This is a genomic window from Streptomyces canus 299MFChir4.1, assembly GCF_000383615.1.
In the GTDB taxonomy this organism is placed as follows: domain Bacteria; phylum Actinomycetota; class Actinomycetes; order Streptomycetales; family Streptomycetaceae; genus Streptomyces; species Streptomyces canus_C.
In genome coordinates this window covers 432,278-456,510 of record NZ_KB911583.1, presented here as the reverse complement: position 1 = coordinate 456,510, position 24,233 = coordinate 432,278, and the positions used below count along the sequence as shown (strand labels likewise).

The 24,233-nt window shown below is 71.9% G+C and carries 20 protein-coding genes; 7 read left to right on the top strand and 13 right to left on the bottom strand.

Features of this window, described 5'->3' with window-relative positions; genetic code table 11:
- The first annotated feature begins 41 nt into the window (after positions 1 to 41).
- The gene (locus tag H293_RS0106150; RefSeq protein WP_020117006.1) at positions 42 to 722 is read left to right on the top strand and encodes a LuxR C-terminal-related transcriptional regulator; all 681 of its coding nucleotides are present in this window, start codon (positions 42 to 44) and stop codon (positions 720 to 722) included.
- A 10-nt stretch (positions 723 to 732) separates the two neighbouring features.
- Here H293_RS0106150 and H293_RS0106145 read toward each other — a convergent pair whose 3' ends face one another.
- The 6 genes from H293_RS0106145 to H293_RS0106120 all read right to left on the bottom strand — a co-directional run bounded on the left by H293_RS0106145 (position 733) and on the right by H293_RS0106120 (position 7,149).
- Positions 733 to 1,839 (bottom strand): NAD(P)/FAD-dependent oxidoreductase, encoded by a 1,107-nt coding sequence (locus H293_RS0106145; protein WP_020117005.1) that lies wholly within the window; start codon positions 1,837 to 1,839, stop codon positions 733 to 735.
- Positions 1,840 to 2,009: 170 nt separating this feature from the next.
- Positions 2,010 to 2,417, bottom strand: coding sequence for a DUF3224 domain-containing protein (locus tag H293_RS0106140; protein WP_028807596.1), 408 nt, complete (start codon positions 2,415 to 2,417; stop codon positions 2,010 to 2,012).
- Positions 2,418 to 2,466: 49 nt separating this feature from the next.
- On the bottom strand, positions 2,467 to 3,381 hold the full coding sequence (locus tag H293_RS0106135; RefSeq protein ID WP_028807595.1) for a YceI family protein: 915 nt from the start codon (positions 3,379 to 3,381) through the stop codon (positions 2,467 to 2,469).
- A gap of 43 nt (positions 3,382 to 3,424) precedes the next feature.
- Positions 3,425 to 4,492, bottom strand: coding sequence for a maleylacetate reductase (locus H293_RS0106130; RefSeq protein ID WP_020117002.1), 1,068 nt, complete (start codon positions 4,490 to 4,492; stop codon positions 3,425 to 3,427).
- Positions 4,489 to 5,358, bottom strand: a complete 870-nt coding sequence (locus H293_RS0106125) for an intradiol ring-cleavage dioxygenase (RefSeq protein WP_020117001.1) — start codon at positions 5,356 to 5,358, stop codon at positions 4,489 to 4,491. Before H293_RS0106125 ends, H293_RS0106130 begins: the two co-directional genes overlap by 4 nt.
- Positions 5,359 to 5,409: 51 nt before the next feature.
- On the bottom strand, positions 5,410 to 7,149 hold the full coding sequence (locus H293_RS0106120) for an FAD-dependent oxidoreductase (protein WP_020117000.1): 1,740 nt from the start codon (positions 7,147 to 7,149) through the stop codon (positions 5,410 to 5,412).
- Between the two features lie 181 nt (positions 7,150 to 7,330).
- Between H293_RS0106120 and H293_RS0106115 the strand changes: the two genes are divergently transcribed.
- The 3 genes from H293_RS0106115 to sigJ all read left to right on the top strand — a co-directional run bounded on the left by H293_RS0106115 (position 7,331) and on the right by sigJ (position 11,325).
- Positions 7,331 to 9,043 carry a sigma-54-dependent Fis family transcriptional regulator gene (locus H293_RS0106115; protein WP_028807594.1) on the top strand — a complete coding sequence of 571 codons (1,713 nt, stop codon included), beginning with the start codon at positions 7,331 to 7,333 and terminating at the stop codon, positions 9,041 to 9,043.
- Between the two features lie 225 nt (positions 9,044 to 9,268).
- Positions 9,269 to 10,390 (top strand): PP2C family protein-serine/threonine phosphatase, encoded by a 1,122-nt coding sequence (locus H293_RS0106110; RefSeq protein WP_020116998.1) that lies wholly within the window; start codon positions 9,269 to 9,271, stop codon positions 10,388 to 10,390.
- Positions 10,391 to 10,407: 17 nt separating this feature from the next.
- Positions 10,408 to 11,325, top strand: a complete 918-nt coding sequence (gene sigJ / locus H293_RS0106105; protein ID WP_020116997.1) for an RNA polymerase sigma factor SigJ — start codon at positions 10,408 to 10,410, stop codon at positions 11,323 to 11,325.
- Between the two features lie 213 nt (positions 11,326 to 11,538).
- On the opposite strand, the gene H293_RS0106100 is transcribed toward sigJ, so the two are convergent.
- On the bottom strand, positions 11,539 to 12,279 hold the full coding sequence (locus H293_RS0106100; protein ID WP_020116996.1) for an SDR family oxidoreductase: 741 nt from the start codon (positions 12,277 to 12,279) through the stop codon (positions 11,539 to 11,541).
- 180 nt (positions 12,280 to 12,459) lie between these two features.
- Between H293_RS0106100 and H293_RS0106095 the strand changes: the two genes are divergently transcribed.
- Both H293_RS0106095 and H293_RS0106090 read left to right on the top strand, forming a co-directional pair.
- Positions 12,460 to 14,568 (top strand): sensor histidine kinase, encoded by a 2,109-nt coding sequence (locus H293_RS0106095; protein WP_020116995.1) that lies wholly within the window; start codon positions 12,460 to 12,462, stop codon positions 14,566 to 14,568.
- Positions 14,569 to 14,910: 342 nt separating this feature from the next.
- Positions 14,911 to 15,267, top strand: a complete 357-nt coding sequence (locus H293_RS0106090) for a VOC family protein (protein ID WP_028807592.1) — start codon at positions 14,911 to 14,913, stop codon at positions 15,265 to 15,267.
- Between the two features lie 211 nt (positions 15,268 to 15,478).
- On the opposite strand, the gene H293_RS0106085 is transcribed toward H293_RS0106090, so the two are convergent.
- The 4 genes from H293_RS0106085 to H293_RS0106070 form a co-directional block, all read right to left on the bottom strand.
- Positions 15,479 to 15,910 (bottom strand): tetratricopeptide repeat protein, encoded by a 432-nt coding sequence (locus tag H293_RS0106085; protein WP_020116993.1) that lies wholly within the window; start codon positions 15,908 to 15,910, stop codon positions 15,479 to 15,481.
- A gap of 65 nt (positions 15,911 to 15,975) precedes the next feature.
- Positions 15,976 to 17,082 (bottom strand): LLM class flavin-dependent oxidoreductase, encoded by a 1,107-nt coding sequence (locus H293_RS0106080; RefSeq protein ID WP_020116992.1) that lies wholly within the window; start codon positions 17,080 to 17,082, stop codon positions 15,976 to 15,978.
- 368 nt (positions 17,083 to 17,450) lie between these two features.
- Complete coding sequence (locus H293_RS0106075; protein ID WP_020116991.1) at positions 17,451 to 17,918, bottom strand: MarR family winged helix-turn-helix transcriptional regulator; 468 nt, start codon at positions 17,916 to 17,918, stop codon at positions 17,451 to 17,453.
- Positions 17,919 to 17,983: 65 nt separating this feature from the next.
- A complete protein-coding gene (locus H293_RS0106070) occupies positions 17,984 to 19,417 on the bottom strand; it encodes a GH1 family beta-glucosidase (RefSeq protein WP_020116990.1) in 1,434 nt (477 codons plus the stop codon).
- 135 nt (positions 19,418 to 19,552) lie between these two features.
- Here H293_RS0106070 and H293_RS0106065 point away from each other — a divergent pair, with 135 nt between their 5' ends.
- The gene (locus H293_RS0106065) at positions 19,553 to 21,166 is read left to right on the top strand and encodes a glycoside hydrolase family 43 protein (protein ID WP_020116989.1); all 1,614 of its coding nucleotides are present in this window, start codon (positions 19,553 to 19,555) and stop codon (positions 21,164 to 21,166) included.
- A 205-nt stretch (positions 21,167 to 21,371) separates the two neighbouring features.
- Here the strand turns inward: H293_RS0106065 and H293_RS0106055 are convergent, their stop codons facing one another.
- Positions 21,372 to 22,388, bottom strand: coding sequence for a LacI family DNA-binding transcriptional regulator (locus H293_RS0106055; protein WP_020116987.1), 1,017 nt, complete (start codon positions 22,386 to 22,388; stop codon positions 21,372 to 21,374).
- Positions 22,389 to 22,506: 118 nt separating this feature from the next.
- Entirely contained in the window at positions 22,507 to 24,165 is a 1,659-nt protein-coding gene (locus H293_RS0106050) for an NAD-dependent malic enzyme (RefSeq protein ID WP_020116986.1), read from the bottom strand.
- Positions 24,166 to 24,233 lie beyond the last annotated feature (68 nt).

The window sequence follows — 24,233 nt, the reverse complement described above, 5'->3', positions numbered from 1 at the left end:
CAGCATGTTTCTCCGCTGGACGAGGATGGAGCACGCACGCCATGACCAGCGTCCTCATCGCCACCGGCCAGTCACTTCAGCGTGTCGGCCTCCGAATGCTCCTTGAGTCCCAGCCCGACCTGACCGTCGTCGGCGAGGCGGCTCACGGGCCGGAAGCGGTCCGGCTGAGCGCCCTGCTCCGGCCGGACATCGTCCTGCTGGACGGCCGCGACACCGGCACGGACACCATGGAGACCGTCCGCCGCCTCGTCCACGCGCCGGACGGGCACGCACCGCACGTCCTGTTGCTCACCACGAGCGACGACGCCCACCCGTACGGGGCCCTGCGCGCCGGGGCCGCCGGACACCTTCGCGAGGACGCCACCGCCGACGAACTGGTCGCGGCCGTCCGGGTCGTGGCCGCCGGTGACGTCGTCGTCTCCCCCGGACTGGCCCGCGCCCTCATCGACGCCGTGCGCAGCCGGCGCGCCGTCGAGAACTCCGCACCGGGCAACCGCCTGGACACCCTCACCGGACGCGAGCGCGACGTGCTCACCGCGGTCGCCTCCGGCGACTCCAACGCCGAGATCGCCGACCGGCTCTGCATCGCCCCGACCACCGTGAAGTCCCACGTCAGCAACATCCTGACCAAGATCGGCGCCCGCGGGCGGGTCCAGGCGGTGGTGTTCGCCTACGAGTCAGGACTGGTCCACCCCGCACAGCAGCACGTCCTGCACGCGTGAGCGGTCCCGATCAAGCCGCCGTATAGCCGAGTTGACGCCTCATGTAGGGCGTCATGAGGGTCTTCGCCTTGGCCAGGGTGCTGGTGCGGCTGCCCAGCACCGCTGTCTCGCCGCCCGGCACCGGCAGCATGGTCACCCCGTCGGCGGGCCCGAAGGGCACGATCAGCGGGGTGCGGTGGAAGGGCCGGTACAGGCGTGGCTCCTTGCGGTGCCGGCCCGAACTGTGCAGGTGCGCGCGGATGTTCCAGGCGGCGAGGTCGGCCTGGGCGAGCGCCGCCGGGGTGATCTTGAGCTCGGTGGCGTCGTTGACGTCGCCGACCGCGAAGACGTCCAGCTGCCCCTCGACCCGCAGCGAACGGTCGACCTTGACATGCCCGGAGGGGGTCAGCCAGTCGCCGTGTCCGCACAGACGCAGCCAGAGCGTGTTGGGAGTGGTGCCCGTGGCCCAGAAGGAGAGGTCCGCTGTGATGACGTCGCCGCGGGCGTCGCGGTAGGTGCCGAAGTCGTTGCCGGGGGACATGAAGGAGTCGAGCCGTACCTCCACGTCGTGGGACTCCAGCCAGCCGCGCGCCTTGCGGCCGGCCCGTTCGCTGCCCGTGCCGCTCAGCAGCGCGGGGCCGGAGTGCGCGAGCGTGACCCGGGCGTCCGGCCGGGCCAGCCGGATCTCGGCGGCGAGTTCGACACCGGAGGGCCCGCCGCCGACGACGAGGGCGTGTTCCGCGAGGGCGATCTTCTGCTGGTGCTCGGCGAAGGACTTCATCGCCTCCTCGGTGGTGGTCCCGGCGAAGCGGGCCGGTTCCGGGTAGTCGGCGCCGGTCGCGATCACCACCACGTCGTAGGGCAGCCGCGTGCCGTCGGCCAGCACGACCTGTCGCTCGGCGGTGTCGATGCGCAGCACCTTGCCCACGACGACCCGGCCGCGGCTCAGCAAGCGGTCGTACGGGATGAAGGGGGTCGCGCTCCACTCCTTGCGAACTCCCGCCCGCAGGGAGGAGATACGGTGGAAGAAGACCTCCTTGCGGTCCACCAGGGTGACCCGGGCCGTCGTGTCCAGCCGTTTCGCCAGCCGGACGCCCGCATAGCCGCCGCCGATCACCACTACGTCGCCGTCACTCACGCCGAGTCTCCTGAACCGTGGGGGGAGGGAGCGCCATGGCGGACGAGCCGCTCCCCCGAGCACTCGGATGACGGCGAGCGTAACGCTTGAAACATAAAGTTTCGGTTTGGTCGTGTGAGATTTCCGTGGAGAACGAGAACGTCCTCCTCGGCTCGCCCCTCGGCCCGGCGTCAGCCGAACTCGTAGTCGAGCCAGATCCGGTGGGTGCCGTCGGCGTCGACCGTGAGGCCCCCGGTGCCGGAGATCCCCGCCAGGTCCCCGGTGCCGCTGGAGGGGACGATCGTGAAGAACTCCGCGGTGCGGTCGCTGCCGGAGGTCGTCGCCGAGTGCGCGAAGTTGAAGGCGCCGGACCGGTCGCGCACCGAGCCCTCGAAGGACTCCATGGCCACATAGGTGCCGACGCCGGACTCCTGGTCGTACGCGGCGGTGAACACGGTCGCCGAGCGGCCGGAGACCTCGCCCTCGAAGTGCTTCTCGATCGTCGCGACACCGACCGGGAGCCCGGTGGCCACGGCGGGCTCGGGCGTCACCTCGGTCGGGACGAACGCTTTCACGCTGAATGTTCCGTCGGCTCTCATGGGCCGACCGTACCGACCGGGTCTGACAATGCCCGGCCGCCCGTCCCGTCTACTCCGGCGGGGTCGGCGTGTCGTGGGTGCGGTACATCGCCTGGACGTCCAGTTCCAGCTGGACCGTGGGACCGACCACCGCGATGCCCCGGGCCAGCATCGAGCGCCAGTTCAGCGTGTAGTCCTCCCGGTGCAGCTCCGCCGTCGCGAGGGCCGCGCAGCGCAGTTCCTCGCCGTAGCCGCCGTTGACCGTGCCCAGGTAGGTCGTGTCGAGGGCCACCGAGCGGCTCACGCCGTGCATGGTCAGGCTGCCCTGCAGGGTCCACTTGCTGCCGCCCCGGTAGGCGAAGCGGCTGCTGACGAAGTCGATGTGGGGGAAGCGTTCCACGTCGAGGAAGTCGGCGGAGCGCAGGTGGTTGTCGCGGGTGGTGTTGCCCGTCGTGATGCTGGCGGCGTCGATGCGGACCTGGACCCGGGACTGGGACATGTCCTGCGCGACCTGGATGCCGCCCTCGAAACGCTCGAAGCGGCCGTGGACGTGCGCCATGCCGACGTGCTTGGCGATGAAGCGGATCGCGGTGTGCGGCGGATCGAACAACCAGACGCCGGGCGAGGGCAGTTGGAGCGCCTGGGCCGGCTGGAGCCAGACCCGCTCGGCGGGCGCCGCGCCGCTCGGCCCGACCTCGACCGTCTCGCGGTGCGGCTGGAGCCCCTCGGCCGCTGCCATCAGGCTGTAGCGGCCGGGCGGCAGTACGGCCACGAAGTAGCCGTAGGGGTCGGTCGTGCCGCGGGCCGCGACCCGGTGGGTGTCCAGGGCGGTGACGGTGACGTCCGCGCCCGCCATGGGCGAGCCCATCGGGTCGACGATCTCGCGGGTCACGGCGCCCGCGCCTTCGGGGAGGGGGACGGAGAGGCCCGCCGCCTCGGCCAGGGCAGCTTTGGACCGCCGGCGCCTGAGGAGTGCGAGGGCCATGATGTTCACCTTTCCTAGGGGACTTGCTGTCGTGCTGCGGGACTCACGGTCGACGGCCCTCGTAGGCCGCCTGGAGCACCTCCCGCACGCCTTCCGCGGTCACGGGACGCGGGTTGGCGTACGGCTGTCCCGCCACCTGTACGGCCGCCTGAGCCAGGTCGGTCTCCCGGAGCCCGAGTTCGGCGAGGGAGCGCGGGGCGCCCAGGCGTCCGGCCAGGTCCCACAGGGCTCCTGGCGCGTCGTCGGCCTCGAGTGCCCGGCCCAGCGCGGTCAACGCGTCGGGAGCGGCGGGGGCGTTGTACGCGAGCGCGTGCGGCAGGACGACCGTGTGGGTCTCGGCGTGCGGCAGGCCGAAGGTGCCGCCCAGGACGTGGCACAGCTTGTGGTGCAGGCCCATCGTCGTCGCCCCGAGGCACGCCCCGCACAGCCACGCCCCGTACAGCGCCCGGCTGCGCGCCTCCAGGTCCTCGGGGTCGACGGCCAGCAGTGGCAGCGCCTCGGCCGTCGCCCGTACGCCGTCTTCGGCCATCAGCGCGATCAGCGGCGAGGTGTCCGGAGCGTAGAGCGCCTCGACCGCGTGCGCGAGGGCGTTGACGCCGCTGGTCACGGTGTGCGGTACCGGCAGGGAGAGGGTCAGTTCGGGATCGTAGACGACACTGCGGGGCTGGACCTTCGGGTCGCGGCCGGTGCGCTTGGCGCCGCCTTCGGTCAGACCCCAGACGGGGGTCATCTCGGAGCCCGAGTAGGTCGACGGCACGGCGATCAGCGGGAGTCCGGTGCGCAGGGCGATCGCCTTGCCGAGGCCGATGGAGGAGCCGCCGCCGACCGCGACGACACCGTCGGCCCCGGCCTCTTGGGCCACCGCCACGGCCCGGTCCGCGTCCTCGACGGGTACGTGCATACGCGCTTCGGCGTGCAGCCCCGCGCAGGAGTCGCCGAGCGCGTCCGCCACCGCCCGCGCGACGGCCTCGCCCCGGCTGCCGCACACCACCAGGACCCGCCGCAGGCCCAGGTGTTCGACCTCTGCGGGGGTCGCGGTCACGGCGGCGCCCGGCCGGAACACGACCCGCACGGGACGGCTCTCGTAGGTGAAGTCGCCCATGAACGTCATGCGTTCGGCTCCAGTACGAGGTCGAAGCGGGCGTGCCGGAAGGGGCTCGGCATGCCGAACTCCGCGGCCAGGGAAGGGTCGTCGGTCGTCGCGAAGTCCTGGACCAGACTCTTCTTCACGGCGAAGACGGCGTCGGAGTCGAGGTAGTCGCTGCCCGCGACGAAGATGTGGGTGGTGACGGGGGTGTGGCCCTCGGCTCCGACGATGAAGTGGATGTGCGCGGGCCGGTAGGGGTGCCGGCCGGTCGCGCGCAACAGGTCACCGACCGGGCCGTCGGTGGGGATCGGGTAGGGCGCCGGGACGCAGGTGCGGAACCAGAAGCGGCCCTCGGCGTCGGCGGTGAACAGTCCGCGTCCGTTGCCCGCGGGCTGCACGTCGGGCTGCTGGACGTCGTAGAAGCCCCGGTCGTCGGCCTGCCAGACGTCGAGGACGGCGCCGGGCAGCGGGGTGCCGTCCGCCGACAGCACCCGGCCGCTGACCACGCAGGGCTCGGCGCCGCCCACCAGGTCGATGTCGTCGCCGAGTTCCCGGACGGGCGACTCGGTCATGTGGAAGGGGCCGAGCACGGTGGACTCGGTGGCGCCCTGCGCGCGGTCGCCGTTGACGGTCTCGACGAGCATGGAGAGCCCGAGGACGTCCGACAGGAGGATGAACTCCTGCCGGGTGTCGGTGCACGTCTGCCCGGTCGCGGTCAGAAAGGCGATCGCCCGCTCCCACTCCTCCTGGGTGAGCCGGGTCTCGCGCACGAAGTCGTGCAGATGACCGATCAGAGAGGCGAGCAGTTCGCGCAGTCGTGGATCGGTGGTCGCGTGGAGGCTCGCGACGGCCTCCTCGGTGACGCTGGTTCCGATCGCGTCGCTGGTCATCCCGGCTCCTCGTGCTCGACGGCGTTCCGCTTCTGCCATGGTCGCGCGTTCTCAGGCGTGACCGAGGATCCGCCGCAGCGCGTCCGCGAGCAGGGCCTCGGCGTCCGGGGCGGCGGTCGCGTGGCGGAAGGCGACGAATCCGTCGGGCCGTACGAGCAGGGCGCCGGCGTCGGAGATCTCGCTCAGGCGCGCCCAGTCGCCATACGGGTCCTCGTACCGCTGCCCGGGACCGACGACCACGGTGGCGATCTCGACGTCCTGCGCCTCGGCTGCCCGGATCCAGCCCTCGCCGCCGATGCCGGTCAGCAGGGTGAAGCGGCCCTTTCCGACGGTGTCGAGGGTGGAGAGGGTGCGGGTGCCGGAGGTGAGCCAGGCGTGCGGGATGCGGGCACCGGGGCGGGAGGTGGGCTGGTGGTGGAGTTCGGGGTCGCGCGCGAAGCTCTCCTCGGGGGTGCCGTCGGGGACGACGGCGTCCGAGGTGTAGCGCTGGTTGAGGTCGACGCCGTGCGCGTTGAACTCGTACACCTTGAAGGCGATGGCCTCACGCAGCCTGGCCCGCTGCTTCTCGGCGGCCTCGGTGGCGTCCTTGCGGGCGGCGATGTTGGCCCACAGCTGTTCGGGGGTCTGAGGGGAGAGTCCGTCGAGGGCCTCGAAGATCGGGGCGGTCTCGCCGATGGACCGGTTGGCGCGGGTGACGACCTGCTTGCCGACGGGGGCGCGTTCGGCGGTGTAGGTGTCGAGGAGCTTCGGTGAGGCGGTGCCGTCGAGGACGAGCTTCAGCTTCCAGGCGAGGTTGTAGGAGTCCTGGATGGAGGTGTTGGAGCCGAGGCCGTTGGACGGCGGATGGCGGTGGGTGGCGTCTCCGGCACAGAAGACACGGCCGGCGGAGTAGGTCTGCGCGTACATCTCGTTGACGGTCCAGGCCGAGGACGACTTGATCGTCACGGGGATCTCGTCGTCGCCGACCAGCTGCCGTACGACGGACTCGGCGTACTCGGTGGTCAGGTCGGGGGCGCCCGCCGTGACGTCGTACCCCCACACGATCATCCACTCGTTCCACGGCCGCACACAGCGCACCAGGCCCGCGCCGATGCCGCCGACGGTCGCGCCCGGGGCGAGGACCCAGTAGAGGGTGGAGGGCCGGTGGGCGGTGTACTTGCCGAGATCCGCCTCGAAGACGATGTTGATGCTGCCGGCCACACCCATCTGCCCGCTCATCGGGAGCCCGGCGTCCTCGGCGACCCTCGAACGGCCGCCGTCCGCACCGATCAGGTACTTCGCGCGGATCTCGTACGTGTCCCCGCGCAGCCGGTCCCGCACGGTGGCCGTCACGCCGTCGGCGTCCTGGACATGGGAAAGGTACTCGGTCTGGAAGCGCAGGCTGGTGCCGCGGGCGACGGCCGCGTCGACGAGGACCGGCTCCATGAGGTGCTGCGGCATGTCGCACATGCGGGTGGGGCTGGCGAGTTCGTGGGCGGCCTGGACGAGCGGGTCGTTGCCCCACGAGCGCACCCGGCCCAGTTCCTCCCCGGCCAGGCTGGTGCAGAAGGTGGTGTTGCCCATCAGGTGCTGCGGGGTCGCCTGCGCGATGACGTCCTGCTCCACGCCGAGGTCGCGCAGCACCTCCATCGTCCGCTGGTTGGTGATGTGCGCGCGGGGGGTGTCTGCGAGGCTCGCGTAGCGGGTCACGACGATGTTGGGCACGCCGTAGGTGCTCAGCGCGAGCGCGGCCGAGGCTCCGGCCGGCCCGCTGCCGACGATCAGGACGTCGGTCTCGACGACGGTGGACACGGGGCACTCCTGGCGGGGGCTCACGGATGGCGGACAGTATTGATCATGGTGGGGTTCGGCGGGGTGCGGGTGTCTCAAAACGAGTCAATTGGTTGCGTGGGGTGGTCGGCGTGCCGGCGCGGAGGGGGGCGCCCGGGGTGGTCGTTGTCCGTTCAACTGAACCCGATACGGTGGGTGGGCCGTGACCACCACAGAGCCCTCCCCCGCAGTACACGCCCGCCCACCGCTGCGAGTGGCGCGCGAGCGCTTCCTGGCCGGGCGCCCGCTGCCCGACGGGGTGCCGGAGGAGGTCCTCGCGGCGTGGCGGCGGGCCCGGTTCTTCGGGGTGCCGCACGACTTGAAGGGGCCCGCCGCCGAGCCGCCCCGGCCGGTCGAGTCGGCGCTGCTCGGCGCCGCCCGTCCGGTCCTCGAACGGATCGCCCCCGCGCTGGGCCCCGGCCACTCCGTCCTCCTTCTCACCGACGCGCGGCTGCGCGTGCTGTGGACGTCCGGGAGCACGCCCGGGCTCGCCCCGTGCCCGGGACTGTCGGAGCAGGAGGTCGGTCACAACAGCGCGGCCCTCGCCCTGCGCAGCCGGCGCCGTGCCGAGGTGCACGGGCCAGAGCACTTCCTCGACGTGTGGCAGGACGTGTCGGCGGTCAGCGTCCCCGTTCTCGCGCCGAAGAGCGGTCAGGCACTGGGCACCCTCACCGTCGCCTCACACCTGTGCGGCGGACGCCCGCCCCACCCGCAGGCGGCGCTCGCCGAGGCCGCCGCCGCCGCGGTCGAGGCCGCGCTGCTGGCCCGCGCGGGACGGCCCGAACAGGTGCTTCTGGACGCCTACTTGCGCGCCACGCGAGGAGAGCGCCGCGCGGTGGCCGCGCTGGACGGCCGCAACCGCCTGATCAGCGCGGCGGCGGAGCGGCTGGCGACTGAGGAGGTGCTCCGGGTTCTTGAGCGTACGGCGACGGCGGCACGGCACACGGATGCGCCGGCGATCGCCGAGTTGCCGGAAGGAGCGGGGTGCAGCGCCCGGATCGACCTGGTGCGTCAGGAGGGCGCGGTCCTGGGGATCGTGGCCGTCCTGGAGCCCCGGGAAGAGGGCACCCCGCGGCCCCGGCCACGCCCGCTGCCCCGCCTGACCGGCTCCTCCCTTCCGTGGCGGTACGCCGTGGAGCGCGCCGCCGAACTGGCCCGCTCCCCCGAACCCGTGCTGCTGACCGGTGAACGGGGGACGGGGAAGACCGCGCTGGCCAGGGAGTTGCTGGGACCGGGAGACCTTCACCCGGTCGACGCGGCCGAGGACGGCGGGCTCGAAAGGGACCTGGCGGAATGGGCCGCCGGAAGCCCCCTGGTCCTCCGGCACGCCGAGCGGTTGACGCAGCCCGCCGTGGCCACGCTCAACTCCCTCCTCGACACGCACCCGGACGCCCGGCTGCTGATCACCCACACCCCGGGGACTGCGCCCGGCCCCTGTCTCCAGCGGCTCCTCGACAAGCTGGCCGCCCGCACGGTCGTACTGCCGCCGCTGCGGGAACGCACCGAGGACATCAGGGAGTTGCTGTCGGCTCTCACGCCGCGCCCCGCACCGGGAAGCCCTCCGCTGACCTGGACCCTGGACGCCCTGCGCGCGCTCGAACAGCATCCGTGGCCCGGGAACGTCACCGAACTGGCCCATGTGGTCCAGGCGTTGGCGGAACACCGGCGGGTCTCGGGACCGGTCCGCCGGGCCGAACTCCCGGACAGCGTGCGGGAGGGCCCCGCCGCCCGTCCGCTCAGCCCGATGGAACACGCCGAGCGCGCCGCGATCCTGGAGACCCTGCACCGCCACGGCGGCAACAAGTCCCGCGCGGCGGCGGCACTCGGCATCGGGCGGGCGACGCTGTACCGCAAACTGCGGGAGTACGAGGGCTGAGCCTCCGGGGTCGACCGTGCTCGACTTCGAGCCGGGGGTCGCCCGCCGTGATCGGCGGGGAGGGCCGCCGCGGTGGTGGACCGCACCCACCCGGTACGGGTACCGGCCGCCTCCGCCGCACACGAGAAAAGCGCTGGCGGAGGGCCCCGATCGGCGGGGCGCCGCGCAAGGCCGGAGCTGGCCTGCATACCGTAGAGGTAGATCACCACCTGCCCGGGAGCGCGCATGACCGGTAGCCGCCGCAAGAGACCCGGCGACACCTTCGACGCCATCGAACCTCCTGGCGACGCCGAACTGGTCGCCGGAGTGGTGAGCGTGACCGCCCTGGTCGAGGTCCTCGGCGTGCTGTCCGGGTCCGAGGTGTGGCTCCTGGGGCTCCTGGTGTTCCTGCCGGGCGCCGCCTCGGCTCTCGGCACGGTCCGGCAGACGACCTTCGTCGCCGTGTGGACGACCGTCGTCGTCACCGCCAGCGTGCTGGTGCGGAACCGCGACGGGGGCCACTGGTTCGACCGGCTCCTGCTGATCCTGTTCACCGTCGCCCTGGCCGCGACCTCCGTCTACGGATGCCATCGCCGGATCAGACGCGAGGACGCGATGCTGCGCCTGCGCTCCACCGCCGCGGCCATGCAGCGGCACATCCTGCATCCGCTCCCACTGGTGACCGACGACGTCCTGGTCAACGGCGTCTACGAGCCGCTCCAGGAGGAGCGGCTGGTGGGCGGGGACATCTACGACGTCGTGGACTCGCCGTTCGGGACCCGGGTGCTGATCGGGGACGTGCAGGGCAAGGGGCTCGCCGCGGTGGGCACCGCGTTCGCCGTCATCGGCGCCTTCCGGGAGGCGGCTTTCCGCGAACCCACCCTCACCGCGCTCGTGGACGTCCTGGACGCGGCCGTCGTACGGCACAACTCGTATGCCGCCCACACCGGCGACGACGAACGCTTCGTCACCGCCCTCATCATCTGCGTCGACGCGGAGACCGAGGTGCAGGCCGTCAACTGCGGACACGTCCTGCCCCATGTGCTGCACCACGGGACGGTCAGCACTCCCGAACTCGATCCCGGCGTCCCGCTGGGCCTGGCCGAGCTCGCCCACGAGCCCACCACCGTGGGCTGGTTCGACTTCGCCGAGGGCGCGACGCTGCTGCTGAGCACCGACGGCCTGACGGAGACCCGCTCCGACGACGGCACCTTCTACCCCGTGGACGAACGCCTGTCGAAGTACGTCGGCCTCTCCCCCACCGAGCTGCCGCAGGCCCTGCACGAGGACGCCCGCACGTTCGCCGGCCACGGCGGCCCGCACGACGACGTCGCCGTCCTGACGGTCCGCCGCTCCCCACGCCACTGAGCCGTAGCATCGGCACCATGGACAAGCTTCCACCGCCCGCCGACGGCTCTCTCGACGAGGAGGCGGACGCGTTCCAGCGATTGCGTCCCCGGCTGTTCGGGATCGCGTACCGGATCCTGGGCAGTGTGTCCGAGGCCGAGGACGTGGTGCAGGACGTGTGGCCGCGGTGGCAGGACACCGACCGGAGCACGGTGCTCAATCCCGGGGCGTTCCTGGCGAAGATCACCACGCGGCTGGCGATCAACGTGGCCCAGTCGGCGCGGGTGCGCCGGGAGGCGTACGTCGGTCCCTGGCTGCCGGAGCCCGTGGACACCGGTGTGGATCCGCAGGTCGGCGCGGAGCACGGCGAGGCCCTGGAGCTGGCCGTGCTGCTGGTCCTGGAGAAGCTGAATCCCCTGGAGCGGGCGGCCTATGTGCTGCGGGAGGCGTTCGACTACCCGTACGACGAGATCGCGGGCATCGTGCAGCTGACCCAGGCCAATGTGCGGCAGATCGTCAGCCGGGCGCGCAAGCGACTGTCCGCCGAGCGCCGGGGGCCCGTCGACACGGAGGAGCACCGCCGGCTGCTCGACGCCTTCGTCGCGGCGGCGCAGCACGGTGACGTGGCGGCTCTGGAGAGCGTGCTGTCGGCCGATGTGGTCGCCTACGCGGACGGCAACGGGCTGCGCGGCGTGGCACGCGTGGAGGTGGTGGGCGTGGGCCGCGTGGCCAGGATCAGCGCCTTCGTCGACAAGCTCATCCCGGGGGCCGAGTTCGCGTTCGCCGAGGCCAACGGTCTGCCCAGCCTGCTCATCCGCAAGGACGGGGAGACCGTCGGCCTGGTGAGCGCCACGGTCGGGGCGGACGGTATCGACGGCCTGTACTGGGTGCTGGCGCCGGAGAAGCTCCAGGCGTACGAGCGGTCGTCGGACCGGCTCGTACGCCAGGGGCCCTAGCCTCTGTGCGGCCGCCGCGGGGCCGTGTCGTCCGAGCCCTCGGTGGCCGGCCGCCGTCAGCACACTCCTCAGCCGGCCCGGCGCATTCGGGTCAGGAGCGGTGCCTCACTCCTGGGGCCTCGGCGCTGCCGGCCCGCAGACCGAGCCGCCGAAGGCCCTCCTCGGCCCGGTCGGCGCCCTCGCGGCGGAGCCGGTCCGGTCCGCGGTGCGGGGTCAGTCCCGCTTGAGCCAGTCCTCGTACCGGGTGGCCGCCGTGTCCACGGTGTCGTCGCCGGTCAGGACGCCGTCCGGGATGCCCGCGAACATGCCGGCGCTCTCGTCGGTGACGACGGAGCGGCCGTCCGGCTTCGCCGCCAGGGTGATCTCCGCGAGCCGGTCCAGGCGGTGGATCTCGGGGCCCGTCTTGAGGCGCAGGCCGTTCACGGGCTCGCCCAGGGCCGTCTCGGCGACGACGGCGGCGACGTCCGCGGCGGCGATCGGGCGCAGCTGCGTGGAGGGCAGGTGCACCTCCTGGCCCTGGGTGGTCAGGTCCATCACCGGCGCGACGAACTCGAAGAACTGCCCGACCCGCACGATGCTGAACGGCACGCCGCTCGCGCGCACGGCCTCCTCCTGGGCGACCTTGGCCAGGTAGTAGCCCAGCTCGGGCACCTCGTCGACGCCGATGATGGAGAGCGCCACATGGTGGCGGACACCGGCCTCGCGCTCCGCCGCGGTGAGATTGCGCATGGCGCGGGTGAAGAAGTCGAGGGCGGCCTCCTTCTCGAAGGACGGGGAATTCGCCACGTCCACGACCACGTCCGCGCCCTTGAGCACCTCCGCCAGGCCCTCCCCGGTGAGGGTGTCGACACCCGTGCTGGGCGCGGCCGCCACGACCTCGTGACCGCGGTCCTGCAGCAGGCTCACCACCTGCGACCCGATGCGGCCCGTACCTCCGACGACGACGATCTTCATCTCTGTCTCCTCCTTGTGTTCGGGATTCCCCAAGCAGGACAGGACAGCGACGGAATCTGTGACAGTGGGGCGGCATCCGACGTGGACGAAACGGCCGTCAGTGGGCCGATCTGAACAACCACCCCGGTGCGCCGCGTTCTTAGGGGTGGACGCGAGGCGAACCAGAACCGTGAGGCCATCTTGTCGAACACACCGACCGCCGCCAGCCGGGGCTGGGGAACCCGCAACTGGCGGGTGGCCAGAAAACTCCAGGCCATCCTCCTCATTCCGGTGATCGTGGCCCTTGTCCTCGGCGGCATCCGGGTCAAGCGCTCCGTGGACACCTGGCAGGACGCCGACGACGCGGTCCGCGTGGCCGGACTGGTCCAGGCGGCGAACAAGTACGCCAGCGACGCCATCGACGAGCGCGATGTGTCGGTCATCCCCCTGGTCAAGGGCGACCGGACGTCGAGCGTGGTCGCGAAGGCCCGCGCGGTCACCGACACGGACGCGAGGACGTTCGACGCGGCGGTGGAGCGGATGCCGCAGGCCGCCGGACTGCTGCGCCGGGTCGAACTCGTCCGCATCGGCGAGAAGCAGCTCGCGTCCGTGCGCGCGAACGCCTTCACCTCCCGGCTGACCGGCGTGCAGACCGAGGAGAGCTACCACGCCGTCCAGCACCCGCTGATGGAGCTCTCCAACGAGCTCGGCTTCGGCAGCAGCAACCAGGCGAGCTTCGGCCGCACCCTGTACGCCGTCTCCCTCACCCAGGCCGCCGAGTCCTTGATCCGGGCGATCGGCACCCATCTCCTGGTCGAGGACCGCGGCGAGCTCGCCCCGGGCGAACTCCAGGCCCAGCTCGGCTCGTTCAGCTCCTACGTCTATCTCGAACAGGTCGCGCTCCAGGAGTACGCCGGCGCCGGCACCGCCGGGGACATGACCCGGCTGCGCAAGGCGCTGTCCGACGCGGAGAAGCTGGGCAGGGAGCAGGCCGAGAAGGCCAGGACGCAGGCCGAGGCGGCGGGGAGGGCCTTCGTGGCCCCGCCGAGCCTGGAGAAGATGGCCGGCGAGATCGCCTCGGGCAAGTCGGCGGCGCGGCTGGCCGCGCAGGGCATCACACCCGAGGCGTTCTTCGCCGCCTCCACCCTCAGCTTCGACGCGTACCGCGGTGTCGAGGTGAACCTCACCGACAGTGCGCTGGCGGACGCCCACAGCATCGCCGACGACGCCCGCAACGACGCCGTCCTCAACGCCGCTCTGGTACTGGCCGCGGTCCTCGCCGCGTTCCTGCTCGCCGCCTGGGTGGCCCGGACGATGAGCAGCAGCATGCGACGGCTGAGCGCCTCGGCCCACGAGATCGCCCAGCAGCGTCTTCCCGCGCTGCTCACCCAGCTCACCCGGGCCATCCCCGGCCGGGTCGACGCCCAGGTGGCGACGATCCCGATCACCACCACGGACGAGATCGGCGAGGTCGCCCGCGCCTTCGACCACGTGCACCGCGAGGCCGTCAGGCTCGCCGCCGAACAGGCCCTGCTGCGCGCCAACATCAACACGATCTTCAGCAACCTGGCCCGCCGCAACCAGTCGCTGATCGAGCGTCAACTCGCCCTGATCACCGACCTGGAGGGCAAGGAGGCCGACCCGGACCAGCTGGAGAACCTCTTCAAGATGGACCACCTCGCCACCCGCGTGCGCCGCAACGGCGAGAACCTGCTGGTGCTGGGCGGCGAGACCCCCGCGCAGCAGTGGGACCAGCCACTCCCCCTGGTCGACGTGATCCGCGCCGCGGCCTCGGAGGTCGAGCAGTACGAGCGGGTCGAGCTGTCGGGTGTCCCGGAAGCCGAGATCCACGGCCGCGCGGTGACCGACCTGGTACACCTGCTGGCCGAACTCCTGGAGAACGCGACGACGTTCTCGCCGCCGCAGTCCTGGGTCCGGGTCACCGCGGCACGGCTGCCCGACGGCCGGATCATGGTCGAGATCCACGACCGGGGCATCGGGCTGCCGCCGGAGGAGCTGGCCGACATCAACCACCACCTGGCCGAGCCGCCCACCGTGGACGCGGCGATCTCCCAGCGCATGGGCCTGTACGTGGTCGGCCGGCTCGCGGACCGGCACGGCATCCGCGTCCAGCTGCGCCCGTCCGAGGAGGGACAGGGGGCGACGGCTCTGGCGATGCTCCCGGACACGATCACCTATCGAGGAACGGAAACGGAGTCCGACGTCGACACCATGGCCCTGGCGGCCTACGCGGACACCGGCTTCCCCGAGGGCACCGCCCGCGGGTACGAGGCCTGGAACGACAGGTGAAGGAACCCCTGCGCCGGTAGATCGCCTGGCGGAACCGGCTCGGGAAGACCGATGTGCGCGTCACGGGCTGGGCTTCGGCGGCGGTCCGCTCGGCGGGCTCTCTTCGCACCGCTGGACGACGAGGCGGCCGCGGGCGCCCTGGAGGCGGCCCGGGACAGCGGGATCCGCTGCCACGGTGGCGTCCGGCGCGCAGGTCCCGGCACAGCTGACCTGCGGGGCGGGGGACTCCTGGACGCGCGGGCGCCGGTCGACGGCCCGTGAGGGCCGGACCGCCCACCACGACACCTCCACGGTTCCGGAGATGCCGAGCCGCGGATCCGCCCTCCTGGCAGGATGGCCGGCATGGAACGTGTGCTTGGAATCGGCGGGTACTTCCTCAGGGCAGCCGACCCCGTGGCCCTGAGCGCGTGGTACCGCGACCAGCTGGGTCTGGAGGCCGACGAGAACGGCCTGTGGGAGCAGGAACCCGGGCCCACGGTGTTCGCGGCGTTCGAGTCCGCGACCGACTACTTCGGGTCCCGCACCCAGCAGACCATGCTCAACTTCCGGGTCCGCGACCTGGAGGCGATGCTCGCGCAGTTGCGCGCCGGCGGAGCCGACGTGGCCGAGGAGACGCAGGACATGGAGGGTGTCGGTCGGTTCGGCTGGGTCACCGATCCGGAGGGCAACCGCGTCGAGTTGTGGCAGCCCGCCGACTGACCGGCCCAAGCCCGCCTCTCCGCCTCGCGGGACGGACCCGGCACCGGCTCGGCTCTCAGCCGGTGTGCCGCATCCGGAAGCGGCCGGGTTCCGCCGGATCCCGGTCGCCGCGTCAGCGGTACGAGAACGCCGATCCGAACCGGCCGGGCCGCACTCACCTAAGTGATCATGCCGGATATTGCATCCGTCACTCTCGCCCACGGGCAACCGCTCACTCGTCGTCCGGAAACTCCCCCGCGAACGCCCCGGCCATCCGCAGCCAGGGCGCCGCCTCCTCCGGACGGCCCAGTCGTTGCAGAGTGCGTCCCAGCATCAGGTGGGCGTAGTGCTCCACCGGATCGCGCTCGACGATCACCCGCAACTGGTCCTCCGCACGGCGCAGTTGCGCGGAGTGGTAGTAGGCGCGCGCCAGCAGCAGCCGGGGGCCGGTCTGTTCCGGGGCTTCCTCGACGACCTGGGCCAGGAGCTTCGCGGCACCGCTGTAGTCCCGCGCCTCGAACAGCAGCCCGGCCCGCTCCCAGCGCTCGGCGGCGGTCTCCTCGTGCGGCACGCCGACGCCGTCGTCGAAGAGGTGCAGCGCGCTCGCCCAGCGGTCGGGCGCCACCCCGCCGGTCGCCGGGTACGCGTTGAACTGGTCGGTCATGATTCCTCCCTCTCCCGGACGCGTCCTCACGCGGGCCGGAGTGCGGTCAGTGGCTGTTCGAACGGTCAGAGCGCCGGTTCGCCGGTCGCGGCCCGCTCCGCCTCGCGGGCGGCGAGCAGGGAGGCGTGGGTGGGGGCGTCGGGCACATCGGCCGACCGGTTCCTGGCGAACTCCTCGCGCAGCACCGGTACGACCTCCTCGCCCAGCAGGTCGATCTGCTCCAACGCGGTCTTCAGCGGGATGCCACCGCCGTCCACCACGAACAGCTGGCGCTGGTAGTCACCGGCGTACGCACGGAAGGACAGGGTCTTCTCGATGACCTGGTCCGGTGTGCCGACGGTGAGCGGGGTCTGCTGCATGTACTCCTCCATCGAGATCCCGCCTCCCATGACCGGTGAGTGGTCGAAGACCGGGCGGAACTCCCGGACGGCGTCCTGCGAGTTGTGGCGCATGTAGACCTGGCCGCCGAGGCCGACGACGGCCTGCTCGGGGGTGCCGTGGCCGTAGTGCGCGTACCGCTCCCGGTACAGGTCGATCAGCCTCCCGGTGTGCTCCTTGGGCCAGAAGATGTTGTTGTGGAAGAACCCGTCACCGTAGTAGGCGGCCTGCTCGGCGATCTCCGGGGAGCGGATGGAGCCGTGCCAGACGAACGGCGGTACGCCGTCCAGCGGCCGGGGCGTCGAGGTGAAGCCCTGGAGCGGCGTACGGAACTTGCCCTCCCAGTTCACGACGTCCTCGCGCCACAGCCGGCGCAGCAGGGCGTAGTTCTCGACGGCGAGACTGATGCCGTCGCGGATGTCCTTGCCGAACCAGGGGTAGACCGGCCCGGTGTTCCCGCGTCCCATCATGAGGTCCACCCGGCCGTCGGCCAGGTGCTGGAGCATCGCGTAGTCCTCGGCGATCTTCACCGGGTCGTTCGTGGTGATCAGCGTGGTGGACGTCGAGAGGATGATGCGTTCGGTGCGCGCGGCGATGTACCCGAGCAGGGTGGTCGGCGACGACGGCACGAACGGCCGGTTGTGGTGCTCACCGGTCGCGAACACGTCGAGCCCGGCCTCCTCGGCCTTCTGCGCGATCGCGGTCATCGCCTTGATCCGCTCGCGCTCGGTCGGGGTGCGACCCGTGTTCGGGTCGGTGGCCACGTCCCCGACGGTGAAGATGCCGAACTGCATCGCCCTCAGCCCCTCTATCGGTTGATACATCAACTATGCCGCTCCAACACGCCCCCTCCCCCGGCTATTCCGCTCCCGCCGGGCCTGGCGGGCTTGAGCACCGCCCGCCGCGACGTCACGGCGATCGGCGCGGTGGTCTTCGACGCCGGGGACGAGGCTCGGCGGCCTTCCGCCGGGCCTCCAGGAGGGCGGGTGACCAGGCGGGCTCCAGGGCCTTCACTCGGTACCAGGCCGATGATCAGGAGCGTACGGCCGACCGCGCACCGCGGGAGCCCGGCCGAAGAACCCACCGTGCTGGGCGGAGCCGCTGGACCGGAGGTGCGTGACCAGGGCCCTCATCGCCTGGGCGGTGGCCGGCACCGGTGGGGTCAGACCGTGTCCTCGTCCAGCTTGGCGAGGACGCGCTCGGAGACCTCGGCCAGGACCCGCAGCTCGGCAGGTGTGACATGGTCCACAAACAGGTCGCGCACTGCCTGGACGTGGCGTGGGGCCGCCGCCTCGATGGCCGCCCGGCCGGCGTCCGTGATGACGACGAAGGCGCCGCGCGCGTCCTCCGCGCACTCCTCCCGGACCACCAGGCCCCGGCCCGCCATCCGCGCGATGTGGTGGGACATCCGGCTCTTCTCCCACTCCAGCGCCCGCGCCAGGTCCTGGTACCGCCGCCGCCCCTGTGGGGTGTCCGTCAGATGGACCAGCACCGCGAAGTCCGCGGGCGACACCCTGGACTCGGACTGCAGCAGGCGTCCGAGCCGGCCGCCGAGCCGCTCATGCAACCGGACGAAGCCCCGCCACGCGCGCTGCTCCTCCGGCGTCAGCCATCGCACCGTCTCACCCATGAAAAAAGAGTAGACGTAGTTGACAGGTCACCGAATAGCGCGGGGCGGGCCGCGCCCCGTCCGGGCTACTCCCCGGTTCCCGGCGCCGGGATGCTGCCCGTCGTCGCCAGTTCCCGGTACCACAGAGCGCTGTCCTTCAGGGTGCGGCGCTGGGTCTCGTAGTCGACGTGGACGATGCCGAAGCGCTTCGAATAGCCGTAGCCCCACTCGAAGTTGTCCATCAGTGACCACACGAAGTAGCCACGCAGATCGACGCCCGCGGAGAGCGCCCGGTGGGCGGCGAGGAAGTGCCGGTGGAGGTAGTCGACGCGCTCCGGGTCGTGCACGGCGTGGCTGCCGTCGGGGCGGGTGACGACGTGGTCCTCGAAGGCCGCTCCGTTCTCGGTGATGACCAACGGCTGGTCCGGGAACCGGGTGCGCAGGTCCAGCAGGAGCTCTTCGAGTCCGTCGGGGTCGATGTTCCAGCCCATCGCGGTGTGCGGGCCCTCCTGCGCGACGAACTCGACCTGGGACGAGCCGGGCCAGGCCGAGCCACCCATGTCCTTGTGCCCGTCGTGGTTCTGGCGTGCCGTCGTGCCGTCCCACAGGCGAACCCTGGTGGTGGCGTAGTAGTTGACGCCGAGCAGGTCCAGGGGCTGGTGGATCAGGGCGAGGTCACCGTCCTCGACGAACGACCAGTCCGTGACGGCCGCGGTGTCCTCCAGGAGGTCCTGCGGGTAGTGGCCGCGCAACAGGGGTTCGGTGAAGGCGCGGTTGGCCAGCGCGTCGATCCGGCGTACGGCCTCCCCGGCGCCGTGCCCCTCACCGCGCAGGACGTGGAAGTTGAGGGTGACCGAGTACTGCGGATCGTTGGTGGTGACCTCCCGCAGCTGCTGGACCGCCAGCCCGTGGGCGAGGTTGAGGTGGTGGACCGCGGTCAGCGCCGCGGCGCCGTCGCTGCGGCCGGGGGCGTGGGCTCCGGCGCCGTAGCCGAGGTAGCCGGAGCACCACGGCTCGTTCAGCGTGGTCCAGATCGCGACCCGGTCGCCGAGGGCTTCGCCGACGACACGGGCGTAGTCGGCGAAGGCGAAGGCGGTCTCGCGGTTCGTCCAGCCGCCCTCGTCCTCGAGGGCCTGCGGCAGGTCCCAGTGGTACAGGGTCGCGACGGGGGCGATGTCCCGCTGCAGCAGGCCGTCGACCAGGCGGCTGTAGAAGTCCAGCCCCTTGGGGTTGGCCGGGCCCCGGCCGGTGGGCTGGATGCGCGGCCAGGCGATGGAGAACCGGTAGGCCTTCAGGCCCAGGGACGCCATGAGGTCGAGGTCCTCATCGAGGCGGTGGTAGTGGTCGGCGGCCACGTCACCGGTGTCGCCGTTCCACGTCTTGCCCGGCGTGTGGGAGTAGGTGTCCCAGATGGAGGGGCCGCGCCCGTCCTCGTCGGCGGCGCCCTCGATCTGATAGGCGGCGGTCGCGGAGCCGAGGAGGAAGTGCGCGGGGAAGGACAGGGGCTGGGCTGTCGACATGCGGGTCGCTTTCCGGTGATGGCCGAAGGAGGGGGACGGAGTCCCGGAACCACGGTGATGTTAACGTTAACAAGCTGTCAAGGCCCTCGCCCCGGCCAATCCCGCTCCCGCCCCCGTCCGCCTCGGAGTGCGCCCGTGCCGACCTTCTCCAACCCCGTTCTCCCCGGCAGTCGTCCGGACCCCTCGATCTGCCGGGTCGGGGAGGACTTCTACCTGGTCACGTCGTCGTTCGCGTACTACCCGGGGCTCCCGGTGTGCCACAGCCGCGACCTGGTGCACTGGGCACCGCTCGGGCATGTGGTGGACCGTCCCTCGCAGGTGTCGCTGGCCGGTCTCGACGTCTCGGACGGCCTCTGGGCCGCCACGATCCGCCAGCATGAGGGCACCTTCTACGTGGTCGTGGCCCTGGCGAACGGCCGCCTGGGCAGCGCCACGTACCTCTTCACAGCCTCCGACCCGGCGGGGCCGTGGTCGGACCCGGTCGTCCTGGAGGCGGAGGGCATCGACCCGTCGCTCTTCTTCGACGACGGCCGCTGCTGGTTCACCGCCTGCCGCGACGCCGCCGAGCCGGAGGTGACGGGCCCGGGCGAGCTGTGGATGCGCGAACTCGACCTGGCCACCCTGGAGTTGACGGGACCGACCCATGCCCTGTGGTACGGCGCGATGCGCGGCGCCTGGGTGGAGGCACCGCACCTGTACAAGCGGGACGGGGTGTACTGGCTGATCGGCGCGGAGGGCGGGACCGAACACCATCACGCCGTGACCGCGGCCCGCGCCGACGCCGTCACCGGCCCGTACACGACCGACCCCAGGAGCCCGCTGCTCACCCACCGCCACCGCGGTGCGGCGGAGCCGATCCACAACGTCGGCCATGTCGACCTCGTCGACACGCCTGCCGGGGAGACCTGGGCCGTGGCGCTGGGGACACGACCGGTCGACGGTACGCACACGCTGGGCCGCGAGGTGTTCCTGGTCCCGGTCGAATGGACCGCCAGGGGGCCGGTGTTCGCGCCGGACACCGGCCGGGTGCTGCTGTCGGAGCGGTTGCCCGCGGGGACCGTCGCGGTGCCCGAGGTCGCGGAGGGGCCGGTGCGGGACGAGTTCACCGGACCCTCGCTCGGGCCGGACTGGAGCAGCCTTCGCGGACCGGTCGACCACCTCGTCTCACCCCTGGCCGGGCAGGGCGGCCTCGCGCTTCGCCTCTCCCCCGAGCCCCTTGCCTCGACCGGAACCCAGGCGTTCGTCGCACGTCGTCAGCAGCATCTGCGCATGCGCGCCGCGGCCCGGATCCGTTTCGACGCCGCCGCGCCGACGCAGGAGGCGGGGCTGGTCGTCTTCCAGAACCACCGGCAGCACGCCACCCTGGCCCTCACCATCGACCCCGCCGGAACGCGGCAGGTCGTCCTCACCGCTGTGGAGGCAGGCACCGCCACCTGCCTCGCGTCCGTCCCCGTGACCGACAGCGAGGTGGTCCTCGCGGTGGAGAGCGACGAGTCCGGCTACACGTTCCACGTCGAGAGCGTCGAGAACGTCGAGAACAGCCCCGTGGGCAGCATCGAGCGGCCCTTCTTCAGCACGGAGCGCGCCGGCGGGTTCGTCGGCGTCCACCTCGGCCTGTACGGCGTGGGCGGCGCCGAGCCCGGGGTGGGCGAGGCCCGTGTGCGGTGGTTCGAGTACGGGCCCCGCACGGCCGCGGGTACGGGTGCGGGTACCGGTGCGGGTGCGGGTGCGGGTGCGGATCAGCTGTAGAAGTTCTTCGCCCTGCGGTGCCTGCGCCAGTCGCCTTCGGGGAAGGTGACCCCCTTGCGGATCGAGCCGGTGCGGGCGCCTTCGTCGAGGGCGACACGGGCGATCACGCCGACGCCGTACTCCTCGCGCCGGACGATGAGGACCCGGGGCCGCTGCGGTCGTAGCCCCGGGCGGTGGCGGCGGACCTTCGCAGCGGTGCCGCGCTTCAGGAGTCGGCGCGGGGTACGGCGGTGCTGTGCCGTACGACGAGCCGCGGCGTGATCTTCTGCCGCTGTGCCGGGTCCCCGCCCACCATGCGCACCAACAGCTCGATGGCGCTCCTGCCGAGGTGGGCGAAGTCCTGGCGGACCGTGGTCAGGGCGGGGACCAGGTAGCCGGCGCCCTTCATGTCGTCGAAGCCGACGACCGACACGTCGTGCGGCACCTTCACCCCTCGTTCGGCGAAGGCGGCCAGCACGCCCATGGCCATCTGGTCGTTCCCCGCGAAGACCGCGGTGGGCAGGCCGCTGTCGGCGTCGCAGAGCTCGTGGGCCAGGCGGAACCCGCTCTCCGCATTGAAGTCGCCCTCCAGCCGGGCACCTTCGGCTGCCGCGGCGGTGAGTTCGGCCTGCCAGCCCTCGACGCGGGCCCGGGCGTCGAAGGTGCGCAGCGCACCCGTCAGATGGGCGATGTTGCGGTGTCCGAGGTCGAGGAGGTGCCGGACCGCGAGCCGGGCGCCGAGTTCCTGGTCGACCTCGACGAAGCTCAGGTCGGGGCTGGGCACGGTACCGGACATCACCACCGCCACCGGAACCCCGAGGGAGAGGCCGGACAGCGCCTCCACCGTGCCGGGCCGGTCGGCGACGACCGCGATCGCCTCCACCGACTGGTCGGTGAGCCGTTGCAGCGTCTCCAGGAGGTCGCCGGTGGTGCCCTCGCCCTGCCGGCTGGCCAGGCTCACCCAGTAACCGGCCTGCTTGGCCGCGGTCTCGACGCCGAGGAGGATGCGCGGCAGTTCGAACAGTTCCGATCCGACGATCACGACGCCGATCGTCGAGGAACGTCTGCTCTTGAGGGCCCTGGCGACGCTGTTGCGGCGGTATCCCAGCTTCTGGATGGCCGCCTCGACCCGGGCCCTGGTCTCCGGCCGGACCGACGGATGGCCGTTGACGACACGGGAGACGGTGATGTGGGAGACGCCGGCCTCCCGGGCCACGTCCATCATGCCCGGCGGCCGGTCCATGTCACTCGTCCTCTGCCCTCGACCCCAGCAGGCGGGCTCACGCCCACGGCCGATACTGTCACAGGCGCCGGACCGCCTCTTCGCCTCCACTCCCCGCGACCGAACGCGGGCCCGGGGTTCAGGCCGTGTACCGCGGTGTCCACTGGGTCTCGGCGATCGCTTCGCGCAGTTCGGACTCCGTCGCCTCGGGGGCGACGCCGTCCTCCACGGCGGCCTGCGCCACCGCGAGCGCGATCTCGCGGGCCGCGTCCCGCATGCTCGCCAGTGGGGGCAGCAGCGGAGTGGCTCCGTCGGTGCCCGCCCGTACCGCGCAGTCCCCGACCGCACGGGCCGCCGCGACCATCATGCGGTCGGTCACCCGGCGGGCCCGGCAGGCGGTGACGGCCAGGCCGACAGCGGGGAAGACGTAGACGTTGTTGGCCTGCGCGACCGGCACTTCGCGGCCGTCCACCTTGAGCGGCGGGAAGGGCGAGCCGGCGGCGATCAGGGCCCTGCCGTCGGTCCAGCGGGCCAGGTCGGCGGGGTCGGCCTCGGCGTTCGAGGTCGGGTTGGACAGCGGGAGGATCACCGGCCGGTCGCAGGAGTCGGCCATGGTCCGCACGATCTCCTCGGTGAACGCTCCGCGGGCCGTGGACAGCCCGATCAGCACCGTCGGCTTCACCTCGCCGACGACCCGGGCCAGGTCGGGCGCATCCCCGCCCCACTGCCGTACGTCCGCCTCGTCGCGCGCGTAGACGCGCTGCTCGGGGGTGAGGTCGGTGCGGGAGTCCACCAGCAGGCCGTCGATGTCGACGAACCAGAACCGGTCGGCCGCCTCCTCCTCGGAGAGGCCCTCCTCCACGAGTGCGGCGCGGATCATGTCGGCGACGCCGATCGCCGCCGATCCCGCGCCCAGGACCACGATCCGGTGGTCGGTCAGGGAGGTTCCGGCGACCTTTGTAGCGGTGGTCAGCGCGCCCAGCGCGACGGCCGCCGTGCCCTGGATGTCGTCGTTGAAGGTGAGCAGCCGGTCCTGGTAGCGGCTGAGGATCGGGCGGGCGTGGGCGGTCGCGAAGTCCTCCCACTGGAGCAGGGTGCCGGGGAGTTCGGCCTCCACGGCGGAGACGAACGCCTCGATCATCTCGTCGTAGGCCTCCCCGGTGACGCGGTGCTGCCTGCGGCCGAGGTAGTGCTCGTTCTTCAGGAGCTGCTCGTTGTCGGTGCCGACGTCGAGGAGGATCGGCAGGGTGCGGGCGGGGTGGATGCCGCCGATGGCGGTGTAGAGGCTGAGCTTGCCGATCGGGATGCCCATGCCGCCGACTCCCTGGTCGCCGAGGCCGAGGATGCGCTGGCCGTCGGTGACGACGATGACGTCGACCTCGCCGCCCGGCCGGTTGCGCAGGATCTCCCGGTAGCGGTGCCGGTCCTCGTAGGTCAGGAACAGTCCGCGCGGCCTGCGGTAGATCTCGCTGAAACGGCGGCAGGCCTCGCCGACCGTGGGTGTGTAGACGACCGGCAGCATCTCCTCCAGATGGCGGGTGAGCAGGCCGTAGAAGAGCACCTCGTTGGTGTCCTGGAGCTGGCGCAGGTAGATGTGCCGGTTGAGGATCTTGTCGTAGCCGAGGAACGCCTCGTAGGCCCGGCTGGTCTGTTCCGCGAGGGTCTCGGTCGCCGGTGGCAGCAACCCGTCCAGGCCGAGTTCGGCGCGCTCCTCGGAAGTGAAGGCGGTGCCCTTGTTGAGGAGGGGATCGGCGAGCAGGGCCGCTCCGCGGACCGGGGCGGGGCTGTGTGGTGCCATGACGTTCCTCGCGTCGACGGGTTTCAGACCAGCTACTCCTGTGCCCCGTCGACCGCCATCCGAATCAG

Bases quoted from the DNA above. Each gene is read 5' to 3' on its own strand.
- H293_RS0106140 (WP_028807596.1), bottom strand. From the start codon at position 2,417: ATGAGAGCCGACGGAACATTCAGCGTGAAAGCGTTCGTCCCGACCGAG.
- H293_RS0106080 (WP_020116992.1), bottom strand. From the start codon at position 17,082: ATGCAGTTCGGCATCTTCACCGTCGGGGACGTGGCCACCGACCCGAAC.
- H293_RS0106125 (WP_020117001.1), bottom strand. From the start codon at position 5,358: ATGACCAGCGACGCGATCGGAACCAGCGTCACCGAGGAGGCCGTCGCG.
- H293_RS0106055 (WP_020116987.1), bottom strand. From the start codon at position 22,388: ATGGACCGGCCGCCGGGCATGATGGACGTGGCCCGGGAGGCCGGCGTC.
- H293_RS0106070 (WP_020116990.1), bottom strand. From the start codon at position 19,417: ATGTCGACAGCCCAGCCCCTGTCCTTCCCCGCGCACTTCCTCCTCGGC.
- sigJ (WP_020116997.1), top strand. From the start codon at position 10,408: ATGGACAAGCTTCCACCGCCCGCCGACGGCTCTCTCGACGAGGAGGCG.
- H293_RS0106135 (WP_028807595.1), bottom strand. From the start codon at position 3,381: ATGGCCCTCGCACTCCTCAGGCGCCGGCGGTCCAAAGCTGCCCTGGCC.
- H293_RS0106110 (WP_020116998.1), top strand. From the start codon at position 9,269: ATGACCGGTAGCCGCCGCAAGAGACCCGGCGACACCTTCGACGCCATC.
- H293_RS0106075 (WP_020116991.1), bottom strand. From the start codon at position 17,918: ATGGGTGAGACGGTGCGATGGCTGACGCCGGAGGAGCAGCGCGCGTGG.
- H293_RS0106150 (WP_020117006.1), top strand. From the start codon at position 42: ATGACCAGCGTCCTCATCGCCACCGGCCAGTCACTTCAGCGTGTCGGC.
- H293_RS0106085 (WP_020116993.1), bottom strand. From the start codon at position 15,910: ATGACCGACCAGTTCAACGCGTACCCGGCGACCGGCGGGGTGGCGCCC.
- H293_RS0106050 (WP_020116986.1), bottom strand. From the start codon at position 24,165: ATGGCACCACACAGCCCCGCCCCGGTCCGCGGAGCGGCCCTGCTCGCC.
- H293_RS0106100 (WP_020116996.1), bottom strand. From the start codon at position 12,279: ATGAAGATCGTCGTCGTCGGAGGTACGGGCCGCATCGGGTCGCAGGTG.
- H293_RS0106090 (WP_028807592.1), top strand. From the start codon at position 14,911: ATGGAACGTGTGCTTGGAATCGGCGGGTACTTCCTCAGGGCAGCCGAC.
- H293_RS0106130 (WP_020117002.1), bottom strand. From the start codon at position 4,492: ATGACGTTCATGGGCGACTTCACCTACGAGAGCCGTCCCGTGCGGGTC.